The following is a 21679-nucleotide window of genomic DNA, read 5'->3' on the forward strand; positions in this document are numbered from 1 at the left end:
CGGGTCAGAGGTGTGTCCGAGACAGGCTGTCACGGTGGACGCTGCTGTCGGCACTGATGTAAGCAGCCGCCCCCCTTCTTCGCGGAGCCGAGCATGTTCATCATCTCTGGAAGTTCGCCGAAACAGCAGGACCTCGGCGAGCAGCGCGCGCCCTGCCCGGACTGTCAGCAGGAGACGTCCCAGCGGCTGCAGCGTCACTACCGGGTGATTCACGTCTTCTGGTTCCCCCTCTTCTCGCTGGGAACGAAGTACGTGCGAATCTGCGGGCGCTGCAACCTGCACACGGAGGTGCCGGAGCAACAGGTCGGCCCCGTGCCGGTGGCGCCGCTGCTGCACCGGATGGGCGGCCTGTTCCCGGTGGCCGCGCTCGGGTTCTGCTGTGTGGGCTTTCCCCTGGTCAACGCGGTGGTCTCTCTCGGCACCGGTGACTCGAGCGGTTCTTCCCAGCAACAGGAGCAGCGGGCGGGCAGGCAGGGCTTCGACCAGCGCTTCGAGGCCCAGGCCGAGGACCTGGCCGTGGAGACCACGATTCAGTCCGCGTTCGAGGAGCAGGGCCACCAGTCGGTGACGGTCTCCGCCAGCTCCGCCTCCGTGAAGGAGCACGTCATCCGCGTCGTCTCCGCGCAGACCCCTCGCTTGAAGAAGGTGAGCGATGGAGACCGCATCCGGATGCTCGAGATGATGGAGGCGGAAGCGGACAAGAGCTTCGCCAACGAGGAGGTCTTCCTGGGCCTGCGGGGCAAGCTCCTCTGGGGTGGGTATTCCCACCGCGCCCCGGGTGGGAAGTGGAAGCGCGTCGTGGACGGCACCACGTCCAGCCCCATGGTGGATGCCTTCGAGGCGCTCCTTCAGCGGGAGGCCGCGTTGCCTCCCTCGGCGCCGGATGCGGTGCCAACGCCGGAGCCCACGGCGGCTCCCTCGGTGGTCGACGACACGGCGAGGTGAGCACGCCCCTGGCCCCACCGCCCAGGGCACTCGCGGTGTTCAGCGCGCCTGCCGGGCTTGTGTGGCGGGCGCTTCCAGCGAGTCGAGGAACGCGAGGATGCGGAGGGCACACCCCTCCGGATCCTCCAGCGGAAAGAGGTGCCCGCCGGGAAACTCCTCGAGCCGGGCCCCTGGCACCACTCGCCGGGCACGCGCGAAGGCCGACTCCGCGAGCGTGCGGGTGTCACGCCCCCGCACGATGAGGGTGGGCACCGCGATGGAGCGCAGCGCCCGCCACATGCCCACGGGCGTCGTCTCGAAGACGCGGGCCTCCCAGGCACGGGGGATGGTCAGCCGGAACCCGCCTTCGGGTGCCTCGGTGAGTCCGTATGTGAGGTAGTCCTGAAAGCACTCCGGGTCGAAGCTCTGGAACAGGGGCTTCTTGCGGTAGCTCGCGGCGGCCTCCTCGCGAGAGTTCCAGTGCTCCCGCCGACGCCACGCGAAGCTCGCGGGAGGCACACGACTGCGCTGGCCCAGCAGCGTCAGCACGTCGAGCGCCAGCTTGCGCATCCCCGAGAACAACACGGGGTCCAGCGTGACGATGGCGCGGAAGAGGCCGGGGTCCTTCACGGACGCGAGCAGCGTCGCCACGCCGCCCATGCTGTGCCCCACGCCGACGACGCCTTCCAGCCCGGCGGCGCGCAGGGCCTGCGCCAGCTCGTCCGCCATGTCGTTCCAGGTCCGCATGGACAGCGGGTCCGAGCCCGGCACGAGGCAACGGCTCCGCACCGAGACGACGTGGTAGCGCGTCTTCAGGCGCTCGATGAGCTTGCGGTAGGTGCCCGGCGGAAAGCCGTTGGCGTGCGCCAGGTGCAGCACGGGGCCGGTGCCGCCCCAGTCATCCAGTTGAAGGGCCTTGCTCATGGCCCTGTCCGGATACCGCGAACCGCGCCCGCTGTCTCGCGCCCCGGACGCGTGGACCGGGTGCGAGGCACTCACAGCGGGGGCCGCCAGCCGTCCCGGAGTGGCCAGAGCCCCCAAGATGCGTCCCCCGTTCAGGAGCCGGTGATGGTCAGGACCGTCGGTCCCACCGTGGCGGTGACGCCCTCCTCCGTGAAACATCCCAGCACCTGGGTCTGAGTGAGCACGAAGGTAATGAGCACGCTGGCCCCCTGGAACCGTCCGCCCACCACCGTCCCCGAATAGGTCGCCACCACCTCGCCCAAGGGCCTGACGGTGATGACGACGCTCGTGTCCAGGTTGCTGACCGAGCCGTCACTCCAGTTGAGCTGCGAGTCAAGCCGGTTCGTGCCGCTCACGCAGCTCAACATGCCGGTGCCCTCCGCCACGAATGAGGCCGAGAGGAGTGACAACGGAACCCCGACACACGGACCGAACGTCCCGTCCCCTGTCGCGGTGATCACCCGGGGCGCGTTCGTCATGCCCGGTGAGTATTGGGCCTGGACGATGCCGGGGCAGGTCAGCAGCACCGGCTCCGCGCTGGCGGGCGCCGCGAAGAGGGCCAGGGTCGCGATGAAGGCGGAGAAAAGCGGGGCGCGGCGAGAACGCAAGACAAGCGGCATGGGAAGGCTCCTCGTCCGCCTTGGACTCTCCCGCGGACGCTCACCTCTTAGCGGTTCGCTTCACCCGCTCCCATTGCACCCTCGTCCCAAGGGACACGCTCTCACTCCCCCATGCATTCCCTTGCATGAACAGGGATTGAGTACACCCTCCATCGCCAGTGGATTGAATCAACACCACGGATGGGCCCGCACGCGGGCCCCAAAGACGCGGCTCCCGCTCAGGAGCCGGTGATGGTCAGGACCGTCGGTCCCACCGTGGCGGTGACTCCCTCCTCCGTGAAACATCCCAGCACCTGGGTCTGAGCGAGCACGAAGGTGATGAGCACGCTGGCCCCCTGGAACCGTCCGCTCACCACCGTCCCTGTAGAGGTCGCCACCACCTCGCCCAAGGGCCTGACGGTGATGAGGATGCTCACGCTCACGTTGCTGACCGAGCCGTCGCTCCAGTTGAGCTGCGCGTCAAGCTGGCTCGAGCCCCCCACGCAGCTCAACGTGCCCATGCCCCCCGCCACGAATGACGTCGAGAGGAGTGACAACGGAACCCCGACACACGGGCCGAACGTCCCGCTCGCTGTCGCGGTGATCACCCGGGGCGCGTTCGTCATGCCCGGTGAGTATTGGGCCTGGACGATGCCGGGGCAGGTCAGCAGCACCGGCTCCGCGCTCGCGGGCGCCGCGAACAGCGCCAGGGTCGCGACGAAGGAGGCGAACAGCGGGGCGAGGCGAGAACGCGAGAAAAGCCGCATGGCGAGACTCCTCGTCCGCCTTGGACTCTCCCGCGGACGCTCACCTCTTATCGCTTCGCTTCACCCTCACCCATTGCCCCCTCGTCTCAAGGGACGCGCTCTCACTCACACATGCATTCAGACGTCCCGGAGCGGCTGGAGGCCCCCAAGACGCGACTCCCGCTCAGGAGCCGGTGATGGTCAGGACCGTCGGTCCCACCGTGGCGGTGACGCCCTCCTCCGTGAAACATCCCAGCACCTGGGTCTGAGCGAGCACGAAGGTGATGAGCACGCTGGCCCCCTGGAACCGTCCGCCCACCACCGTCCCCGAATAGGTCGCAACCACCTCGCCCAAGGGCCTGACGGTGATGAGGATGCTCGTGTCCAGGTGGCTGACCGAACCGTCGCTCCAGTTGAGCTGCGCGCCAAGCTGGTTCGAGCCCCCCACGCAGCTCAACGTGCCCATGCCCCCGGCCACGAATGAGGTCGAGAGGAGTGACAACGGAACCCCGACACACGGGCCGAACGTCCCGCTCGCCGTCGAGGTGATCATCCGGGGCGCGTTCGTCATGCCCGGTGAGTATTGGGCCTGGACGATGCCGGGGCAGGTCAGCAGCACCGGCTCCGCGCTCGCGGGCGCCGCGAACAGCGCCAGGGTCGCGACGAAGGACGAGAACAGCGGAGCGAGGCGAGACTGCGAGAAAGGCCGCATGGGAAGGCTCCTCGTCCGCCTTGGACTCTCCCGCGGACGCTCACCTCTTAGCGGTTCGCTTCACCCGCTCCCATTGCACCCTCGTCCCAAGGGACGCGCTCTCACTCGCACGTGCATCAACTTGCATGAGCAGGAATTGAGCGCCCATTCCCTCACACGGAGATTGAATCAACGCCACTGCGGATGGGCCAGCACGCGGGCCTCGACGTCGGGCGTCAACGTCGCGCCATGGGGCGCCCGGGACGACGAGCGCGTCCAGCGCTCCAGCCACCGCGTACCCAACGGCGATGCCAGCGCTTCGCGCCGCGTGGAGGCCACCGTCGTCTCACCCTTGGTCCCCGTGGACGCACCCGCCCCCACGAAGAAGCCGGCCAACAGCAGCGTCACCCGCGTGGGCGTCGCCGCGCTGTAGGTCAACAGCAGCGCGCCCTCGCCATCCCCACGGCAGTGCCGGCGAACCCGCGCGAGCACTCCCTCGGTCCACATGTCCGGGTTCGACGCGGGAGAGAACGGATCGAAATACACCAGGTCCGCCACGGGCAGCGCCCCGTCCAGGAACGGCACCGCGTCTCCCAGGTGCAGCCGCCAGCGCAGGCCGTCCTCCTCCCACACGCCGTCGCGCATCAGCGCCTCCGCCGCCTGACGAAACGGCTGGAGGAACGGGAAGCCCGCGGCGTCCGCCAGCGCCAGCCGCAGCGGCGCCAGGTCCACCTCGAAGCTGATGACCTCCAGCGTCCGCCGCCGAGCGGCCCCCAACTCCCGCGCGCACGTCAGCGCTGCCACCGCGTTGGTGGCGGCCCCCAGACCCACGTCGTGGATGACGAGCGGCGGGCCCTCCTGGGAGAGCCGCTCCGCGAGCCGTGGCTGCTCCACGTAGAGGCCCAGGGCCTCCTTCCACGGGCCCACCGAGGGGTGCATCACCTCGCCATGGCCCAGGTGCCGCACCGCGCGCGAGCCGTTGCGCAGCGTGACGAGCTCGAAGTCCCCGTCGCGCGGGTTGGCCTCCTCGCTCATCCGACTTCCTTCAGCGTCACCTCGTTCGCGCTCGCCACTTCCTTCAGGTCCTTGGGCGTGGCGATGGCCACCTTCAGCTCGCGCGCCACCTGCTCGTAGGTGCCGGAGAGAATCCCCGCGCGGATGCGGGCCATCAGCTTCTGGTAGTGCCTCACGTTGTGCACCGACAGGAAGCGCGAGCCCAGGTGGTGCTTGCCGCGCATCAGGTGATGCAGATACCCGCGCGTGTAGCGCTTGCACACGTAGCAATCACACTCGGCATCCAGCGGCTCGTCCGCCAGCCGGAACACGTTGCGGGTGATGCGCACCAGGCCCTGGAAGGTGTACGCGTAGCCCTGCTGCGCCATCTTCGTGGGGATGATGCAGTCGAACATGTCCACGCCGCGCAGCACCGCCTCGATGAGGTCCGTCGGCGTACCCACGCCCATCAGGTAGCGCGGCTTGTCCGCTGGCAGCGACGCGGTGGTGCGCAACGTCATCGACTCGCGCTCCGCCTTCGTCTCCCCCACCGCCAGCCCGCCAATGGCGAAGCCGTCGAAGGGCAGCTTCGTCAGGAACTCCGCGCTCTCGTCGCGCAGGTTCGGGAAGACGCCGCCCTGGACGATGCCGAACATCGCCTGGCCCGTGTCCACCTTGGCCTTCGCCGCCAGGCTGCGCACCGCCCACCGGTGCGTGCGCTCCATCGCCTCGCGCGTGCCCGCCTCGTCCGTGCGCGAGTCGATGCATACGTCCAGCACCATCATGATTTCGGAGTTGATGGACTGCTGCATGGCGATGCTCGACTCGGGGCTGAGCAGTTGCCGGCTGTTGTCGTAGAAGCTGCGGAAGTGCGCGCCCTTCTCCGTGATGAGCCGGTCCTCCGGCAGGGAGAAGATTTGAAAGCCACCCGAGTCGGTGAGCACGCCCCCATCCCACTGCATGAAGGAATGGATGCCGCCAAAGCGCTGGAAGACCTCCGCGCCGGGCCGGAGCATCAGGTGGTACGTGTTCGCCAGCAGGATGCTGGCCCCCGTCTCCTTCACCTCCTCCATGCCCAGATGCCGGAAGGCGGCATGGGTCGCCACCGGCATGAACATGGGCGTGCTGAAGGAGCCGCGCCGGGTGTGAAGCACTCCGGCGCGGGCGCCGGTGGGGTCGGTGGTGAGGAGTTCGAAGCGGACGGCCATGGGCGGGGCCTTATACCCGTCATCCCCGCCCCATGGTCCACCCCTGTCGCCCGTCCCCCCGCCTGCCAGCCGGACGGGGACTCAAGACCCCGCCATTTCAGGGCATTTTTCGTCGCCTGCCGGGCGTTTCATGAGGTCACCGCGAGACGGATGGGTCGCGATTCCACGCAGCCTTGGCCGCTCCGCGTCAATTCCGCTACAACGCGCCCGCCATGTTCAACGTCATCAACGTCTCCAAGGCCTACGGGCCCAAGAAGCTTTTCGAGGAGGTCAACGTCACCTTCTCTCCGGGCCGCCGCTACGGCCTGACCGGCCCCAACGGTGCGGGCAAGTCCACGTTCATGAAGATCCTCGCCGGAGACGAGGAAGCCGACATGGGCAACATCGTCCGGCCGCGCAAGCTGGGCATCCTCCGCCAGGACCACTTCCGCTACGAGGAGGAACGCGTCCTCGACGTCGTGCTCATGGGCAACCTGCCCCTGTGGGCGGCCATGTCGGAGAAGAACAAGCTGTTGGCCAAGTCGGACATCACCGACGAGGACGGCAACCGGCTGGGCGAGCTGGAGGGCGTCATCGCCGAGGAGGATGGCTACTCGGCGGAGAGCGACGCGGCCACGCTGCTGGCGGGCCTGGGAATCGAAGAGGCCTTCCATGAGGGCCCCATGCGGCAGCTGACCGGCGGCCTCAAGCTGCGCGTGTTGCTCGCCCAGGCGCTGTTCGGCAAGCCCGAGGGGCTGCTGCTCGACGAGCCCACGAACAACCTCGATATCGACTCCATCCGCTGGCTGGAGAACTTCCTGCACGAGTACGAGGGCGTGCTCATCACCATCAGCCACGACCGGCACTTCCTCAACTCCATCTGCACGCACATCGCGGACATCGATTACGAGGCCATCATCCAGTACAACGGTGGCTACGACGACATGGTGCGGCAGAAGTCCCAGCTGCGCACCCGCGTGGAGTCCGAGACCGAGGAGAAGAAGAAGAAGATCGCCCAGCTCCAGGACTTCGTGGCGCGCTTCCACGCCGGCACCCGCGCCTCGCAGGTGCAGAGCCGCATCAAGCAGATCGACAAGCTGAAGTCGGACGACCTCAAGCGCTCCAACATCGCGCGGCCGTTCATCCGCTTCGACCAGAAGGTCGTCAGCGGCAAGCAGACGCTCATGGTGGAGGGCATCAGCAAGTCCTTCGACGGCGTGCCCGTCATCCGCCCCTTCAACGCGCTGGTGTGCAAGGGCGAGCGCGTCTGTGTCATCGGCCGCAACGGCGTGGGCAAGTCCACCCTGGTGAGGATGCTCGCCGGGCAGCTCGAGCCGGACACCGGCAAGATTGGCTGGGGCCACCAGGCCTCCGTCGGCTACCTGCCGCAGGACCACCACGGCGTCGTGCGCAAGGGCACCACCTGCTTCGGCTGGCTGCGCGACCTGCACGACAAGCTCACCAACGAAGAGATTTCCGGCGTGCTCGGCCGGATGCTCTTCTCCGGCGAGGAGCGGATGAAGAACACCGACACCCTCTCCGGTGGTGAGACGGTGCGCCTGCTGCTGTCCAAGCTGATGATCATGCAGGACAACGTCCTCGTGCTCGACGAGCCCACCAACCACCTGGACCTGGAGTCCATCTCCGCGCTCGCCGAGGGCCTCCAGAAGTACGAGGGCACCGTCATCGTCGTGACGCATGACCAGGAGCTCATCTCCGAGGTCGCCACGCGCATCTGGTCGCTCGAGGCGGGCCGCGAGGTGCTCGACTTCAACGGACCGTACGCGGAGTTCCGCGAGAAGCACGCGGCCGTCGCGGCCCAGCGACGCTGACGTGAAGGGCCCGCCTGTCGCTCAGCCCGTCTTCTCCGGCGGGTTGAGCGCGAGGAAGCGGGCGTTGAGGTCCGCGGACATCTGGGCCACGGTGGTGCCTTCCAGGCTCTGCTTCAGCGCGGCCTCCGCGCGGCCGAAGACACCTTCCAGGTAGTCGGCCACGCAGGGGCCAATGGCGCAGTCCGGAGCGGGCCCCACCGGGTGCCTGCCGAACAGCTCCGCGCCCTCCTCCACCGACTCGTAGATGTCCCGAAGGGTGATGTCCTCGGGGCGCCGGGCCAGCGTCACGCCTCCGCGAACGCCCCGCTTCGTCTCCACCAGCCCCGAGCGAGCCAGGTCGCCCAAGAGCCGCCGCACCACGACGGGGTTCGTCTGGATGCTGCGCGCCATCGCCTCGGACGTCAGCGGACCGGCCGCGTCACCGGAGCACTTCGCGAGCATCGCGACGATGTGCGCCGCCATGGTGAATCGGCTGTTCACTCACCCTCCGGGCTGGAATGGAGACTCCGATGGTTACCTATCGCCCGCCCTGACGGCGTGCAACCCGGCATTCCCCGACTGCCGGGCCGCTCGTCCGCTGGGAGCCCCGGGACTCAGGGATTCACGAGTCCAAAGCTACCCGTCCCCACGGCCCAGTCTCCGGCCGCGTGGGTGTCTCCAGCGGTGACACGGCGCAGGGTCGTCTGCTTTCCAGCCGACGCGAAGGCCGGCGCCCAGGCGACGGTGATGTCCCAGGCGGAAGGGGCGGAAGAGTACGTGCAGGGGGCACCGCCACACGTCGCGGGTATCCACTGGCCCAGGGACTGGAGCAGCGCGAGGTCCGTCAGGAAGCCAGCGAAGGTGTTGGTCCCAATGGAGACCGCGAGGCCGTCCTGCGTGGCGCCGAAGGGGTCCAGCACGCGCAGCACCCGGTTGCCCGGGAGGAGGCTGAAGGTGGCGCCGCTGTGAAAGTCCCACGCGGTGTCATGCGTCGCGGGATACAGCGCCCGGCGATGCTCCATGGGCCCGCTCAGCTCCGAACGGGGCCCCGCCTCGCCCACGGGGTCCGGGTTGAGGTGCATGACGAGGACGTCGCCGGCCTGCACCTCCACGTCGGGGAACGTCGCGAGCGGCTCGGAGCCCCCGTCCTGCATCAGGGTCATGCCCGTCACCGGACCGGACTGGAGCACGACCAACTCCACCAGGTCGCGGTTGAACGACATGTTCGGAGCAACCTCCGTGATTCGCAGCCGCGCGGGCGTCGCGAACCCCCGGAAGGAGGCGGTGTTGTTCGGCGCCTGCACGCCGTCCCCCTTGAGGTCCCGCAGCGTCGCGGCGACCTGGACGCTGTAGCTGCCTCGCGGAGTCTGCGGCAGCGTGGTGACGACCACCTCCTTGGGCGACTGCAGCGTCGCGCCGGTGACGGAGAGCCCGGGGATGGTGATTTGCGCACCGCTGCCCAGGAGGCTGCCCGCATCCAGCCGCCGGTCGAAGCGCACCAGGACGGTCGTCGAGGAGAGCGCGAACGCCCCGAGGACCTTCGGGGGCGGACACGTCTGCGCGGTGAGATGCTCGGGAACCCAGAGGGAAGGCTGCGTCGACGCGGAGACCGTCCCGAAACGCCACAGCGGAGAGGTGAGCGAGACGTCGCAGCCCTGCACCAGCTCCAGCGAGTCGTTCACCGTCGCCACCATGCGCAGCCGGAGCTGGGCGGCGCTGGACGAGTTCGCGGGGACGCCCACCGTCGTCAGGGGCGCCTGGAGGTGGTCCGTGCCCGAGGCGGAGAAGGGGCCACTGATGACGCCGCGCAGGGAGATGAGCTCGGACTCGAAGTTTTCCAGAGCCATGGGCAGGTCGATGGCGCTCACATCCTGCGCCAGCGTCTGCACGGGGAAGTCCCTGGCGAACACGGTGTAGCTGCTGGGGTCGATGGTCGCGCGGCGCAGGCCGTTGCCGGTGCGCACATTGAGCACGCGGACGCCCACCCAGTCTCCCGCCACCGGAGGAGGCGAAACCGCGGAGGGGTTCAACTCCACGAACAGGGCCGGTCCCTCGCGCGTCGCCTGAAGGAAGATGCCCGGGCCGTCATTCGTCAGGTTGCCCACCCCGGGCTTGACGAAGGTGATGATGGCGCCGTCAATGGGCAGTCTCGGCACGTTGCCATCCGCCGCGGCACGCACGGTGGCGATCTGCTGCGACGCGACAGTGGCCACGTCGGGCAATGTGTAGATCTCCTGCCGCCCCAGCTCCTCGTTCCCGACGTTGTCCACCGACTTGAAGTTCACGGTGGTGTTGCGCGCGAGCACGAAGGGCGCGGTGTACAGCGGCGAGCTGCTCGAGACCGCCGTGCCGTCCAGCGTGTAGCGCGTCTCACCGCACCCCGCGGGTGCATCCGCGCAGGTGAGCCGCACGGTGACGGGGCCGTTGAACGTGCCTCCAGGCGGCTCGGCCTGCGTGAGCGGGGCCGACACGTCGAAGGTATAGACCTGGAGGCGGGACGCTTCCAGGTTGCCGGCGACATCCCTCGACACGAAGCGCAGGCGCGTGTTGGCGGAGAGCGTGAGGGGCGCGGTGTACGGAGTCCCCGTCGTCGGAGTCGGCTCGCTGTCGTCCCGCGTGTACCAGGTCCCCGCGCAGCCGCTGCCCGCGCCGTCGCCGCACGCCAGCGTCACCGTCCGCTGGGTCCGGAACACGCCCCCCTCGGGCTGTGCCACGGTGGTGGGCGCCGTCGGGTCCACCAGGATGGAATAGGTCTCCGTCACCGAGGGACTGACGTTTCCCACGCCATCCACCGCGAGGAAGCGCAGCGTCGTCGTCGCCGAGAGCGCCAGCGGCTCCGTGTAGCGCGGTGAGGTGGTGCCCGGCGCGGTGCCGTTCGTCGTGTAGTGCAGCGCGGAGCAGCCGGAGCCCCCCGTGTCCTCGCAGCGCAGCGCCACGGATTGCGCCGAGAAATAGGCGCCACCCCGAGGCGTCGCTGAGGCGGTGGGCGGCACGGTGTCGATGACGTACGTCTCGATGCCCAGCTCGCCAAGGTTTCCCACCACGTCCACGGCGACGAACACCACCGTGGTGGTGTTGGTGAGCTGAAGAGGGCCGCCGTACGCCGGGGAGTCCATCGTCGGCGTCCTGCCATCCAGCGTGTAGTGGATGCGAGCACAGCCGGAGCCCCCCGCGTCATTGCACGCGAGCGCGACCTGTGTCGGGCCGGCGAACAGTCCCCCCCGAGGCGTGGCGACGGAGTCCGGCCCGGTCATGTCGGCGGTATACAGCGCGGCTCCCGGCGCGGAGGCGTTGCCTGCCCGGTCCAGGGCGATGAAGCGCAGCCGTGCGCCGGCCAGCAACGTGAGCGGCGTCGTATAGAGTCGCGAGGTCTCCAAGGGGATGGCGCCGTCCAGCGTGTAGTGGATTCGGGCGCAGCCGGAGCCCGTGCCGTCGTCACACGTCAGCGTGACGACGAGCGGAACGCCATAAATCCCCGAGCCCGGCGACATGGTGACCTTCGGAGGGTCCGCGTCCACCACGAACTCCGCCGAGCGCGCGCTCTCGCTGTTGCCCGCCCGGTCCACGGAGAAGAAGCGCAGCGTGGCGCTGGCCTCCACCATGACGAAGTCCGAGTAGCGGATGGACCGCGTCGTCGGAGCACTGCCATCCAACGTGTAGTACGTGGCCTCGCAGCCGGAGCCCGTCCCGTCAGCACAGGTGAGCGTCACCGTGCGAGGGCTGTTGAAGAGGCCCCCCGCTGGAGAGGCCACGGTGGTGGGCGCGACGGTGTCCGTGGACCCGGGGGGCGTGGGGACGGGATCCGAGCCTCCTCCGCCGCACGCGCTCGTCAGCACCAACGTGCAGAGCACTCCCCACAGGGAACGAGAGAAGAACGACACAAACCGAGGCATCGCGAATCCATGGCATGCGCGTCCACTCCCCGCGAACGGGGAGGAACGGATATCGGGGCTGTCGGGGGAGAGGGAACGGCGCCGTGTGCCATCCGTGGATGGCACGCACCACCGCCTGATAGCGGAGCCTCGCGGAAGTTTCAAATTCCGGCGGCCCTCCGCGAAGGAGTCCTTCGGTTGGGGCTCAGGGATTCACGAGTCCAAAGGTCCCCGTGCCCACGGCCCAGTCCGAGGCGCTATTGCTGTCTACGGAAGTGACACGGCCCAGGGTGATCTGCTTCCCCGTCGACACGAAGGCCGACGACCAGCTGACGGAGACGCTCCAGGCGGTGGGGAGCGTGGAGTACGTGCAGGGGACACCGCCACAGTTCGTGGGTGACCACTGGCCCTGCCCCTGGAGCGTTTGGAGTTCGCCCAGGAAACCGGCGCTGGTGTTGCTTTGAACCGTGACGGCGAGGCCATCCTGGACGGCCCCCTGGGCGTCCCGCACACGCAGCACCCGGTTGCCCGTGGGGAGGCTGACGGTGGCGCCGCTGTGGAAGTCCCACGCGGAGTCATGGTTCGCGGGAAACGCCGCCTGCGGAAACTCCGTGCGCCCGAGCGTCTCTGATTGCGGCCCCGCATCCTCCTGCACGAGGTCTGGATTGAGGTGCATGACGATGACGTCGCCGGCCTGCACTTCCACCTCGGGGAACGTCGCCAGCGGCGCGGGGCCCCCGTCCAGCAACAGCGTCATGCCCCCCACCGAGCCGGACTGCAGCACGCGCAGCTCCACGAGGTCGCGGCCGCCCGTCATGTTGGGCGCGACTTCGGTGATGCGCAGGCGCGCGGAGATCGAGAAGCCTTGGAAGAAACCGCTGTTTGTCGGCGCCTGCACGCCGACGCCCCTCCTGTCCCTCAGCGTCGAGGCGACCTTGAGGTCATAGCCTTGGCGGGGAGTCTGCGGCGCCGTGGTGAGGACCACCTCCGTGGGCGACTGGAGCGTCGCGCCCGTGACGGCGAGCGCGGAGAGGGCGGTGATGGAGAACTGGGCACCGCTCCCCAGGAGACTGCTCGCATCCAGGCGCCGGTCGAACCGCACCAGGACACTCGTCGCGCTCAGGGCCTTCGTCTCGATGACAGCCGGGGACGGGCACGTCTGCGAGGTGAGTTGCTCGGGGACCCAGAGGGAGGGCTGCGTCGACGCCGAGGCGGACACGTAGTGCCACAGGGGTGAAGTGAGAGAGACCGTGCAACCAGGAGTCAGCTCCACCGTGTCGTTCACCGTCGCCACCATGCGCAGACGGAACTGGGCCGCGCTGGAGGAGCCCACGGGGATGGCCGACGTCGTCAAGGGCGCCTGGATATGGCCCGTGCCGGAGGGAGTGAAGGCGCCGTTGATGACGCCTTGCAGCGAGATGAGCTCGGAGTCGAACATGTCCCGCACGAGGGGCAGATCGACGGAACTCACCTCCTGGGCCAGCGTCGCCACGGGGAAGTTCTTGGCGAGCACGGCGTAGCTGCTGGTGTCGATGCTCGCGCGGCGCAGGCCGTTCACGGTGCGCAGGTGATTCACCCGGACACTCACCCAGTCACCCGCCACTGGAGGCGGGACGAGTCCGGCGGGGTTCACCGACACGAAGATGGCCGGCCCCTCCTGCTTCGCCTGGAGGAAGATGCCCGGGCCATCACTCGTGGGGTCGCCCACGCCCGGCTTGACGAAGGTGACGATGGCTCCATTGATGGGCAGCATGGGCTGGGCGCCGTCCGCCGCGCCACGCAGCCAATCAATCTGCGACGAGGCGTTGTTGGCCACATCGGGCAACGTGTAGATCTCCTGCCGCCCCGGTTCCTCGTTCCCGACGTTGTCCACCGACTTGAAGTTCACGGTGGTGTTCCGCCCGAGGACGATGGGCGCGGTGTACAGCGGCGAGCTGCTCGAGACCGCCGTGCCGTCCAGGGTGTAGCGCGTCTCACGGCAGCCCGCGGGCGCATCCGTGCACGTGAGCCGCACGGTGACGGGGCCGTTGAACGTGCCTCCGGGAGGCTCGGCCTGCGTGAGCGGGGCCGTCACGTCGAAGGTGTAGACCTGGAGGCGGGACGCTTCCAGGGTGCCCACCGAATCCCTCGACACGAAGCGAAGGCGCGTGGTGGAGGACAGCGAGATGGGGCCGGTATACGGAGTTCCCGTCGTCGGCGTCGGCTCGCTGTCGTCCAGCGTGTACCAGGTCCCCGCACAGGCGAGGCCCGCGCCGTCGGTGCACACGAGCGTCACCGTCTGCGGGGTCCGGAAGAGGCCGCCCTCGGGCTGAGCCACGGTGGTCGGGGCCAGCATGATGGAATAGGTCTCCGTCACCGTGGCACCGAGGTTTCCGGCACCGTCCACCGCGAGGAAGCGCAGCGTCGTCGACGACGAGAGCGCCAGGGGCTGCGCGTAGCGCGCGGAGGCGGTCGTTGGAGAGGTGCCATCCGTCGTGAAGTGCAGCGCGGAGCAGCCGGAGCCCCCCGTGTCGTCACAGCTCAGCGTCACAGACTGCGCCGAGGAGTAGGTGCCACCCCGAGGCGTCGCGGACGCGGTGGGCGGCACGGTATCGATGACGTACGCCTCCGAGACCGTGGCTCCGAGGTTTCCAGCGCCGTCCACGGCGAGGAAGCGCAGCGTCGTCGACGACGAGAGCGCCAGGGGTTGCACGTAGCGCGCAGAGGCGGTCGTGGGAGTGGTTCCATCCGTCGTGAAGTGCAGCGCGGAGCAGCCGGCGCCCCCGGTGTCCTCGCAGCTCAGCGTCACGGACTGCGCCGAGGAGTAGGTGCCACCCCGAGGCGTCGCGGAGGCGGTGGGCGGCACGGTATCGATGACGTACGCCTCCGAGACCACGGGGCCAAGGTTCCCAGCACTGTCCACCGCGAGGAAGCGCAGCGTCGTCGACGACGAGAGCGCCAGGGGTTGCCCATAGCGCGCGGAGGCGGTCGTGGGAGAGGTTCCATCCGTCGTGAAGTGCAGCGCGGAGCAGCCGGCGCCCCCCGTGTCCTCGCAGCTCAGTGTCACGGACCGCGCCGAGGAGTAGGAGCCACCCCGAGGCGTCGCGGACGCGGTGGGCGGCACGGTATCGATGACGTACGCCTCCGAGACCACCGGTCCAAGGTTCCCAGCACCGTCCACCGCGAGGAAGCGCAGCGTCGTCGACGACGAGAGCGCCAGGGGCTGCGCGTAGCGCGCGGAGGCGGTCGTGGGAGAGGTGCCATCCGTCGTGAAGTGCAGCGCGGAACAGCCGGCGCCCCCGGTGTCCTCGCAGCTCAGCGTCACGGACTGCGCCGAGGAGTAGGTGCCACCCCGAGGCGTCGCGGACGCGGTGGGCGGCACGGTATCGATGACATACGTCTCGATGACCAGGTCCCCGCGGTTCCCCTCCGTGTCCATGGAGAAGAAGCGCACCGTGGTGGTGGTGGTGAGCTGGAGCGGGCCTGCATACACGGGGGAATCCAGCGTCGGTGCCGTGCCATCCAACGTGTAGCGGGTGCTGGCACAGCCGGAACCGCCCGAGTCATCACACGTGAGCGCCACCTGCGTCGGCCCCGCGAACAGCCCACCCCGAGGGCTGGCGGAGGAGGCAGGCCCGCCCTTGTCGAACGAGTAGAGCTCCGTGCCCTCGCGCGACGCGTTGCCTGCGCGGTCCATGGCGATGAAGCGCAGCCGCGCGCCGGTAATCAACGTGAGCGGGGCCGAGTAGAGGGGAGACGTCTCCGAAGGGACAGCGCCGTCCAGCGTGTAGTGGATGCGAGAGCAGCCGGAGCCCGTGCTGTCATCACACGTCAGCGTCACGATGAGCGGAGCACCGTGGGTACCCGAACCCGGAGACGCGGAGACCACCGGAGGGTCCACGTCCACCACGAACTCCGCCGAGCGCGCGCTCTCGCTGTTGCCCGCGCGGTCCACGGAGAAGAAACGCAGCGTGGCGCTGGCCTCCACCATGACGAAGGCCGAGTAGCGGATGGACCGCGTCGTCGGAGCGCTGCCGTCCAGCGTGTAGTACGTGGCCTCGCAGCCGGAGCCCGTCCCGTCATCACAGGTGAGCGTCACCGTGCGAGGGCTGTTGAAGAGTCCCCCCGCCGGAGAGGCCACGGTGGTGGGCGCGACGGTGTCCGTGGACCCGGGCGGCGTCGGCCCGGGGCCCGACCCCGCGTCGCCACATGCACTCGTGAGAACCCCCAGGCAGAGCAATGCCGACAAGGGGCGGATGAGGAACAACACAGTCCGAGACATCAAATATCCATGGCATGCGCGTCCACGCCCCACTGAGCGGGGGGAACGGATAACGGGGCTGTCGGAGGGGGCGACGGCGACGTGCGACGCCTGAGAGTGACACACCCAGCCGACACATGGCTGAGCCCCGGGAAATATTCAAACCGAGGACGGCCTCCGTGAGCGTCCGTTCCTGGGACTCAAGGACTCGCGACGCCGAGGATTCTGATGTCAGCCGCCTCGTCGTCGGCCGAGTCAATGTCCCCGGCGGAGACTCGCCCCGGGGAAGGGCCTCTCCTCCCCAGCACCCTCCAGGGGCGCGGGAGCCAGGGCCCGGGAGCAGACCTGCGAATTCAATGCGTCGAGGCTCAGCGACCGGTGTTTCGCCGCAGGAAGAAGACGCCCAGGCCCAGGCCCGCGGCCCACTTCGCGGCGGCGGCCAACGGCGTCTGCTGGAGCTTCGGGGGCGCGTCGCTGGCGAGGCCCTGGCCCGTCGCCGGGTCCACCGCGGGACGGAAGTCCCGAGCGCCAGGGATGTCCGCCCCGCCCTGCTCCAGCTCCGACTTGGTCGCCAGCACGGCCTTGCCCTGCCCCGGCACGTGCTGTCCCGGCGCCTTCCCCTCCGGCGAGCGCTGCTCGAGGATGGAGTTGATCTCCGCGCCCAGCAGCACCACCTGCGAGGACAGCCACATCCACAGCAGGAGCACGATGACGCCACCGATGGCGCCGTAGTTCACGTCGTACTTGCCGAAGTTGGCCACGTACTTGGAGAAGGCCCACGACGCCGCCACCCAGATGAGCACGCCCACCACGGAGCCCGGGGTGATGAAGCGGAACTTCTGTTTCGCGTTGGGCAGGATGTAATAGAGCACCGCCCACAGGAACATCATCAGCAGGCCCGCCACGGGCAGCCGCAGCCACAGCGCCACCGTGGACGCGGGGTCCGGCAGCTTGCTGGCCAGCGCGGGCGTCGCCACGGCCGCCAGCGCCGCGAAGATGGCCACCGCCGCGGCCACCAGCGTCGTCGTCACCGCGATGAGCCGAAGCTTCCAGACCGGCCGCGTTTCCTCGACGCCGTAGGCCGTGTTCAGTGCGTCCATCAACGCGACGATGCCCCCGGAGGCCGCCCAGATGGCGCCCACACCACCCACCGTCAAGAGCCCCACCGGGTTGCTGTCCGCCAGCGACTGGATGCGCTGCCCCAGGATGGTCGTCACCTCCTTGGGCGCCACCTTCCCCAATTCCTGGATGAGCACCTGGGCCTGGTTGGGGTCGATGATGACGCCCGCCAGCGACACGAGGAACAGGAGGAAGGGGAACAGCGCCAGGATGGCGCGGAACGTCAAGGCCCCCGCGACGTCGCTGACATCGTCGCGTTTCCACTCGTCCTTCAGGATCTTGAAGAACTCCCACCACCCCATGCCCTTGCCTGGCAAGACCATCTCGCCCCCTCATCCATGTAAGTCCTGGGGAAGATGGCCATACGGACCCTCGGTGGCGCCCCTGCCCCAATGGGCAGCCTCCCTGGCCGCTCCACCCTCGGGGGGCCGTCTTCCTGAAAAACATTTCATCCGGTAAAAAACACCCGGCGCCCGTTTTCCGCCCTACCCGGGCAGACGGGACCTCACCGCCTCAGCCCGCCCCGAGGACGCAATGTTCGTCGCCTCTCTCCTGAGTGTCAGCCTGGCGCTGGTCGCCAGCGCGACACCCGGCGCTTCACCGGAAGCCCGCGCCGAGGCCCCGGCCCACACCCTCTGGCTCATCCAGCCCATGTATCCAGGGCAGGACGCCCTGGTGAAGCGGACCGAGGAAGGCATCACCGGCCTGCTGCCGGGGGACGTGAAGCCTCGACAGGTCGTCGGCGTGGGGGCGCTGGCCTCGCACCTCCAGGGCCGGGAAGGAGACCTGGGCTGTCTGGCCGGCGGCGCCCGCTGTCGGGAGCCCCTGGGGACCTATCTGGCGTCGCTCGGCCTGGAGCGCGTGGTGCTGGTGCGGGTGGGCCAGGACGACGCCGGTTACCGCTTCCGCGCCGTCAGCGTGCGCTCGGAGAGCGGCGCGCGCGCGGAGGCGGAGACGAGCAACCCCGCCTTCGAGAAGGCCCTGGCCGGCGTGCTGGTGAAGTTCCTGTCCCTCAACGCGCTGGTGGAAGCGGTGTCGGTGCCCGCGGGCGCCACGGTGTTCATCGACGGGGTGAAGATGGGCGTCACGCCGTACGCCACGGAGGTGCTGCCCGGCGAGCACACGTTCCGCTTCGAACTGGCCTCGCACCTGCCCCGGGAAGAGACGCGCGTGGTGGGCTCGCGTGAGCAGGTGAAGCTGCGGCCGGCCCTGGAGAAGGTGCCCGCGCGGCTGGTGGTGAAGGTCCTGCCGGAGGGCACGGAGATCTCCGTGGACGGCGCCGTGGTGGGCAAGGACGCGGTGGACCAGGGCATCCAACCCGGCTCACGCACCCTGCGACTGGCGCGCGAGGGCTACGAGCCGCAGGAAGTCCAGGCGGAGATTGCCCCGGGCGCGACGTACACGCTGGAGCGGGAGCTGAAGCCCACGTCGATGCAGGCCTTCAAGCTGGCCATGAAGCGGCGGCAGGAGGCCACCATGGCGCGGCAGAGCTACCTGGAGGCGGCCTACGAGTTCACCAGCCTCACGTCCGACACGCTGACCGCGCAGCCGGTGAAGACGGAGGGCGGGCTGAGCGACGTGCGCGGCAACGGCGTGCGCGCGCCGGGCTCGCGGCGGCTGCGAGGGCTGGGCCTGGAGTACGGACGCTACGGCCAGTACTTCGGCGTCATGCTGGTGGGCGCCACCTGGTACTCCACCGGCGACGTCTGGACGATGGGCGTCAACGTCCCGCAGGACGTGCAGAACCCGAACGTGGCCGGGCTCACGCAGGTCGACACCAAGGTCCAGATGGTGTCGCTGCGAGCATTGCAACCGCAACTGAGATACGTGTTGGGCCCGGTGTCCTTCGCCATCCAGGCGGGGCTCGATTTGCGCGGCGCGCTCGCGAAGGAGGAGGACGACGGCTCCGGCAACTCGCCCCGCTTCGAGGACGGCCTCTACGCGCTGGACCTGCACGCGTCCGGACAGGCCTCCGCGCGAGTCTTCGTCTACGAGGGGCTGTACGCCTCCGTGGCGTACCAGCGGGGCTTCTCGCTGCTGGGGAAGATCGCCGGGACGAGCAACTTCCGTGGAGGGGTGGGCTATGCGTTCTGAGTCGCGTCGACTGCTGCTGACGTGCGCGCTGCTGGTGTGGGGCACGGCCAGCGCCGCGCCGCTCGTGGGCCCCTCGGTGGGCAACGCCGACGCGCTCGTCGCCGAGGGCACGAAGCTCTACAACAAGCGCAAGTACGCGGAGGCCTCGCGCGTGTTCCTCCAGGCCACGCGCGCCAATCCCTCGCTGCTGCCCGCCTACCTGGGTCTGGGCCGCGCGCGCATGGGGGCCAAGGAGACGGCGAGCGCGTGCGCCGCGTACCGCGCCTGGCTCAAGAGCGCCCCGGACATCCAGGAGCGTCCCAAGGCGAAGGGCGAGCTGGAGCTGTGCGAGCGCCAGCTCAAGGCCGCGCGCAAGAAGAAGAAGAAGGGCCCGGTGCCGGCGGACATGACGGCGCGGCACGTGGAGCTGAAGGCCGACTTCTTCGAGGCGCTGGAGGCTGGCACGCTCGCGGGCCCGGCGGGCGCGGGCGAGCAGTTGCGCACCCTGGTGACCGCGGACTACCTGGGCGTGGACCTGGCGGAGATGGGCACGCGCCTGAGCACCGCGAGCCGCGCCTCCGCGGAGGACGTGCACCAGCGCGCGCTGAAGGGCGAGGCGCTGACGACGGAGCAACTGCGCACCGGCCGGGAGCTGCTGGACTGGGCGAAGGACTCGGGAGAAGCCGCGCCCCAGGCGCCCGCGCAGGGCCTGTTCCTGGAGGGACTGGTTGCGCTCCAGGGCAATGACTCCAAGGGCGCCGAGGGGCTGTTCGCGAAGGCGGCCTCGGCGGCGCCGGGCGTGACGGAGTACCGGGTGTGGCGCGCGGCGGCGCTCCAGCGCGCGGGGGACCTGAGAGGTGCCCTGGCGGTGATGGAGGCGGAGCTGCCGGAGGACCCCCGCACGGACCTGCTCCGCGCGGCGGTGGCGCAGCGCACGTCGAAGGAGGACGGCGCGCGCGAGCTGGAGCGCCTGCTCTTCCAGCGCTACGCCGCGCCCCCGTCACGCTGACGTCGCACCCACCTCGCGGTCAGGAAGGACTTGGATGGCCCTCTTCATCTGTCAGCGGTGCGAGACGGAGCACGACACCTGGGGCGGCGCCTGCCCGAGCTGTGGAAGCACCGAGCAACTGAAGGTCGCGCCGCAGGTGGACCGGATGCTGGGCCGCACGGTGGCGGGCCGCTACCGCGTGCTCAAGCGGTTGGGCCAGGGCGGCATGGGCTCCGTGTACCTGGCGGAGCAGGTGGGCATTGGCCAGCAGGTCGCGATGAAGTTCCTCAACAGCGGCCTGTCGTTGGACCCGGACGTCGCGCGGCGCTTCCTCAACGAGGCGAAGAGCTACGCCCGCGTGGGGCATCCCAACGCGGTGACGTTGCACGACTTCGGCCAGGACGAGGAGGGCAGCCTCTACATCTCCATGGAGTACGTGGAGGGTGATGACCTCAAGCGCCTGCTCGCGAACGTGGGCCGGCTGAGCCTCCATGAAGCCGGAGACATCATCCTCCAGGTCGCGGACGTGCTGGCGTACGCGCACGCGCGCGGCGTGGTGCACCGGGACCTCAAACCGGAGAACGTGATGGTCCGGCAGGGCATGCGCGGCTGGCACGTCAAGGTGCTGGACTTCGGCATCGCCCGCATCGCCGACGGGGCCACGCGTCTCACGGCGCAGGGCGCTGTGGCCGGCACGCCCCGGTACATGTCCCCCGAGCAGGCCATGGGCCAGGACGTGGACGCGCGCGCGGACATCTACGCGGTGGGCGTGGTGCTCTTCGAGTTGCTCACCGGCGTGCAGCCGTTCGACGGCACGAGCGTCGCGGACATCATGCAGAAGCAGGTGCACCAGCCCATTCCCCGGCTGGTGGACGTGGTGCCGGACCTGGACATGCCCGCGCTCGACGCGGTCATCCAGAAGGCCACCGCGAAGAAGCGCGTGGAGCGCTACATGACGATGGAGGCGTTCGCCGCGGACCTGAGCAACGCGCTGCCCACCATGTCCGGCCGGCCCGCCATCAGCGGCGTCAGCCCCGTGGTGAAGCCAGGCGCGGCCGAGGAGTCCTCGCCGGGCACCATGCTCTACGGCGACGGCACCGAGGACACGATGTTGCGCGGCGCCGCCGTGTCGACGCCGCCTCCCATCGACCCGGGCCTCTACAACACGGGCCGCGTGGCGCCCATCCAGCTCACGCAGCCCGCGCCAGGAATGCCCGAGCTTCCGCAACGCACGGCGCGCGACGGGTTCGACAAGACGGCGCACGCGGCCTCTCCCTACGCGCCGCCACCGAGCGGTCGCCCGGGCTGGGTGCTGGCCCTGAGCGTCGCGGGTGCGCTGCTCGCCGGTGGCTTCGGCGTGATTGCCCTGCGGGGCCCGCCTCCGGGTGACGGCCAGGGACCTCCGGGCCCCCACGGCATGGGAGACATGGGGCACCCTCCTCCCCATCCTCCGCCTCACGGCCCGCCTCCGCG

The 21679-nt window shown here is 69.4% G+C and carries 15 protein-coding genes; 5 read left to right on the forward strand and 10 right to left on the reverse strand.

The window, feature by feature from the left end; translation table 11 throughout:
* Positions 1 to 93: 93 nt before the first annotated feature.
* A complete protein-coding gene (locus FJV41_RS17925) occupies positions 94 to 945 on the forward strand; it encodes a hypothetical protein (protein WP_141643722.1) in 852 nt (283 codons plus the stop codon).
* 39 nt (positions 946 to 984) lie between these two features.
* On the opposite strand, the gene FJV41_RS17930 is transcribed toward FJV41_RS17925, so the two are convergent.
* From FJV41_RS17930 to tgt, 6 genes are all read right to left on the reverse strand, one after another.
* Positions 985 to 1848 (reverse strand): alpha/beta fold hydrolase, encoded by an 864-nt coding sequence (locus FJV41_RS17930; protein WP_141643723.1) that lies wholly within the window; start codon positions 1846 to 1848, stop codon positions 985 to 987.
* A gap of 131 nt (positions 1849 to 1979) precedes the next feature.
* A complete protein-coding gene (locus FJV41_RS17935) occupies positions 1980 to 2507 on the reverse strand; it encodes a hypothetical protein (protein WP_141643724.1) in 528 nt (175 codons plus the stop codon).
* A gap of 218 nt (positions 2508 to 2725) precedes the next feature.
* Positions 2726 to 3253: a hypothetical protein gene (locus FJV41_RS17940; RefSeq protein ID WP_141643725.1), complete on the reverse strand. Its 528-nt coding sequence runs from the start codon at positions 3251 to 3253 to the stop codon at positions 2726 to 2728.
* Positions 3254 to 3416: 163 nt separating this feature from the next.
* On the reverse strand, positions 3417 to 3944 hold the full coding sequence (locus FJV41_RS17945) for a hypothetical protein (protein ID WP_141643726.1): 528 nt from the start codon (positions 3942 to 3944) through the stop codon (positions 3417 to 3419).
* Positions 3945 to 4112: 168 nt separating this feature from the next.
* Entirely contained in the window at positions 4113 to 4958 is an 846-nt protein-coding gene (locus tag FJV41_RS17950) for an MnmC family methyltransferase (RefSeq protein WP_141643727.1), read from the reverse strand.
* Positions 4955 to 6124 (reverse strand): tRNA guanosine(34) transglycosylase Tgt, encoded by a 1170-nt coding sequence (gene tgt / locus FJV41_RS17955; RefSeq protein ID WP_141643728.1) that lies wholly within the window; start codon positions 6122 to 6124, stop codon positions 4955 to 4957. Before tgt ends, FJV41_RS17950 begins: the two co-directional genes overlap by 4 nt.
* A gap of 212 nt (positions 6125 to 6336) precedes the next feature.
* Between tgt and FJV41_RS17960 the strand changes: the two genes are divergently transcribed.
* Positions 6337 to 7935 carry an ABC-F family ATP-binding cassette domain-containing protein gene (locus FJV41_RS17960; RefSeq protein WP_141643735.1) on the forward strand — a complete coding sequence of 533 codons (1599 nt, stop codon included), beginning with the start codon at positions 6337 to 6339 and terminating at the stop codon, positions 7933 to 7935.
* Between the two features lie 21 nt (positions 7936 to 7956).
* Here FJV41_RS17960 and FJV41_RS17965 read toward each other — a convergent pair whose 3' ends face one another.
* The 4 genes from FJV41_RS17965 to FJV41_RS17980 all read right to left on the reverse strand — a co-directional run bounded on the left by FJV41_RS17965 (position 7957) and on the right by FJV41_RS17980 (position 17468).
* Positions 7957 to 8415, reverse strand: coding sequence for an Rrf2 family transcriptional regulator (locus tag FJV41_RS17965; protein ID WP_217440687.1), 459 nt, complete (start codon positions 8413 to 8415; stop codon positions 7957 to 7959).
* 113 nt (positions 8416 to 8528) lie between these two features.
* Positions 8529 to 11807, reverse strand: coding sequence for a chitobiase/beta-hexosaminidase C-terminal domain-containing protein (locus FJV41_RS17970; RefSeq protein ID WP_141643729.1), 3279 nt, complete (start codon positions 11805 to 11807; stop codon positions 8529 to 8531).
* 184 nt (positions 11808 to 11991) lie between these two features.
* Positions 11992 to 16047, reverse strand: a complete 4056-nt coding sequence (locus FJV41_RS17975) for a chitobiase/beta-hexosaminidase C-terminal domain-containing protein (RefSeq protein WP_141643730.1) — start codon at positions 16045 to 16047, stop codon at positions 11992 to 11994.
* 347 nt (positions 16048 to 16394) lie between these two features.
* Positions 16395 to 17468: a YihY/virulence factor BrkB family protein gene (locus tag FJV41_RS17980; RefSeq protein ID WP_141643731.1), complete on the reverse strand. Its 1074-nt coding sequence runs from the start codon at positions 17466 to 17468 to the stop codon at positions 16395 to 16397.
* Between the two features lie 211 nt (positions 17469 to 17679).
* Between FJV41_RS17980 and FJV41_RS17985 the strand changes: the two genes are divergently transcribed.
* The 3 genes from FJV41_RS17985 to FJV41_RS17995 form a co-directional block, all read left to right on the forward strand.
* Positions 17680 to 19239, forward strand: a complete 1560-nt coding sequence (locus tag FJV41_RS17985; protein WP_141643732.1) for a PEGA domain-containing protein — start codon at positions 17680 to 17682, stop codon at positions 19237 to 19239.
* Positions 19229 to 20227, forward strand: coding sequence for a tetratricopeptide repeat protein (locus FJV41_RS17990; RefSeq protein WP_141643733.1), 999 nt, complete (start codon positions 19229 to 19231; stop codon positions 20225 to 20227). The genes FJV41_RS17985 and FJV41_RS17990 overlap by 11 nt, the downstream gene beginning before the upstream one ends.
* Positions 20228 to 20261: 34 nt before the next feature.
* On the forward strand, positions 20262 to 21679 hold a 1418-nt coding region (locus tag FJV41_RS17995; RefSeq protein ID WP_141643734.1), incomplete at its 3' end, for a serine/threonine-protein kinase.

It is taken from the genome of Myxococcus llanfairpwllgwyngyllgogerychwyrndrobwllllantysiliogogogochensis, from assembly GCF_006636215.1.
GTDB classification, from domain to species: domain Bacteria; phylum Myxococcota; class Myxococcia; order Myxococcales; family Myxococcaceae; genus Myxococcus; species Myxococcus llanfairpwllgwyngyllgogerychwyrndrobwllllantysiliogogogochensis.

Bases quoted from the DNA above. Each gene is read 5' to 3' on its own strand.
- FJV41_RS17960 (WP_141643735.1), top strand. From the start codon at position 6,337: ATGTTCAACGTCATCAACGTCTCCAAGGCCTACGGGCCCAAGAAGCTT.
- FJV41_RS17970 (WP_141643729.1), bottom strand. From the start codon at position 11,807: ATGCCTCGGTTTGTGTCGTTCTTCTCTCGTTCCCTGTGGGGAGTGCTC.
- FJV41_RS17940 (WP_141643725.1), bottom strand. From the start codon at position 3,253: ATGCGGCTTTTCTCGCGTTCTCGCCTCGCCCCGCTGTTCGCCTCCTTC.
- FJV41_RS17925 (WP_141643722.1), top strand. From the start codon at position 94: ATGTTCATCATCTCTGGAAGTTCGCCGAAACAGCAGGACCTCGGCGAG.
- FJV41_RS17985 (WP_141643732.1), top strand. From the start codon at position 17,680: ATGTTCGTCGCCTCTCTCCTGAGTGTCAGCCTGGCGCTGGTCGCCAGC.
- FJV41_RS17930 (WP_141643723.1), bottom strand. From the start codon at position 1,848: ATGAGCAAGGCCCTTCAACTGGATGACTGGGGCGGCACCGGCCCCGTG.
- FJV41_RS17975 (WP_141643730.1), bottom strand. From the start codon at position 16,047: ATGTCTCGGACTGTGTTGTTCCTCATCCGCCCCTTGTCGGCATTGCTC.
- FJV41_RS17945 (WP_141643726.1), bottom strand. From the start codon at position 3,944: ATGCGGCCTTTCTCGCAGTCTCGCCTCGCTCCGCTGTTCTCGTCCTTC.
- FJV41_RS17950 (WP_141643727.1), bottom strand. From the start codon at position 4,958: ATGAGCGAGGAGGCCAACCCGCGCGACGGGGACTTCGAGCTCGTCACG.
- FJV41_RS17935 (WP_141643724.1), bottom strand. From the start codon at position 2,507: ATGCCGCTTGTCTTGCGTTCTCGCCGCGCCCCGCTTTTCTCCGCCTTC.
- FJV41_RS17980 (WP_141643731.1), bottom strand. From the start codon at position 17,468: ATGGTCTTGCCAGGCAAGGGCATGGGGTGGTGGGAGTTCTTCAAGATC.
- tgt (WP_141643728.1), bottom strand. From the start codon at position 6,124: ATGGCCGTCCGCTTCGAACTCCTCACCACCGACCCCACCGGCGCCCGC.
- FJV41_RS17990 (WP_141643733.1), top strand. From the start codon at position 19,229: ATGCGTTCTGAGTCGCGTCGACTGCTGCTGACGTGCGCGCTGCTGGTG.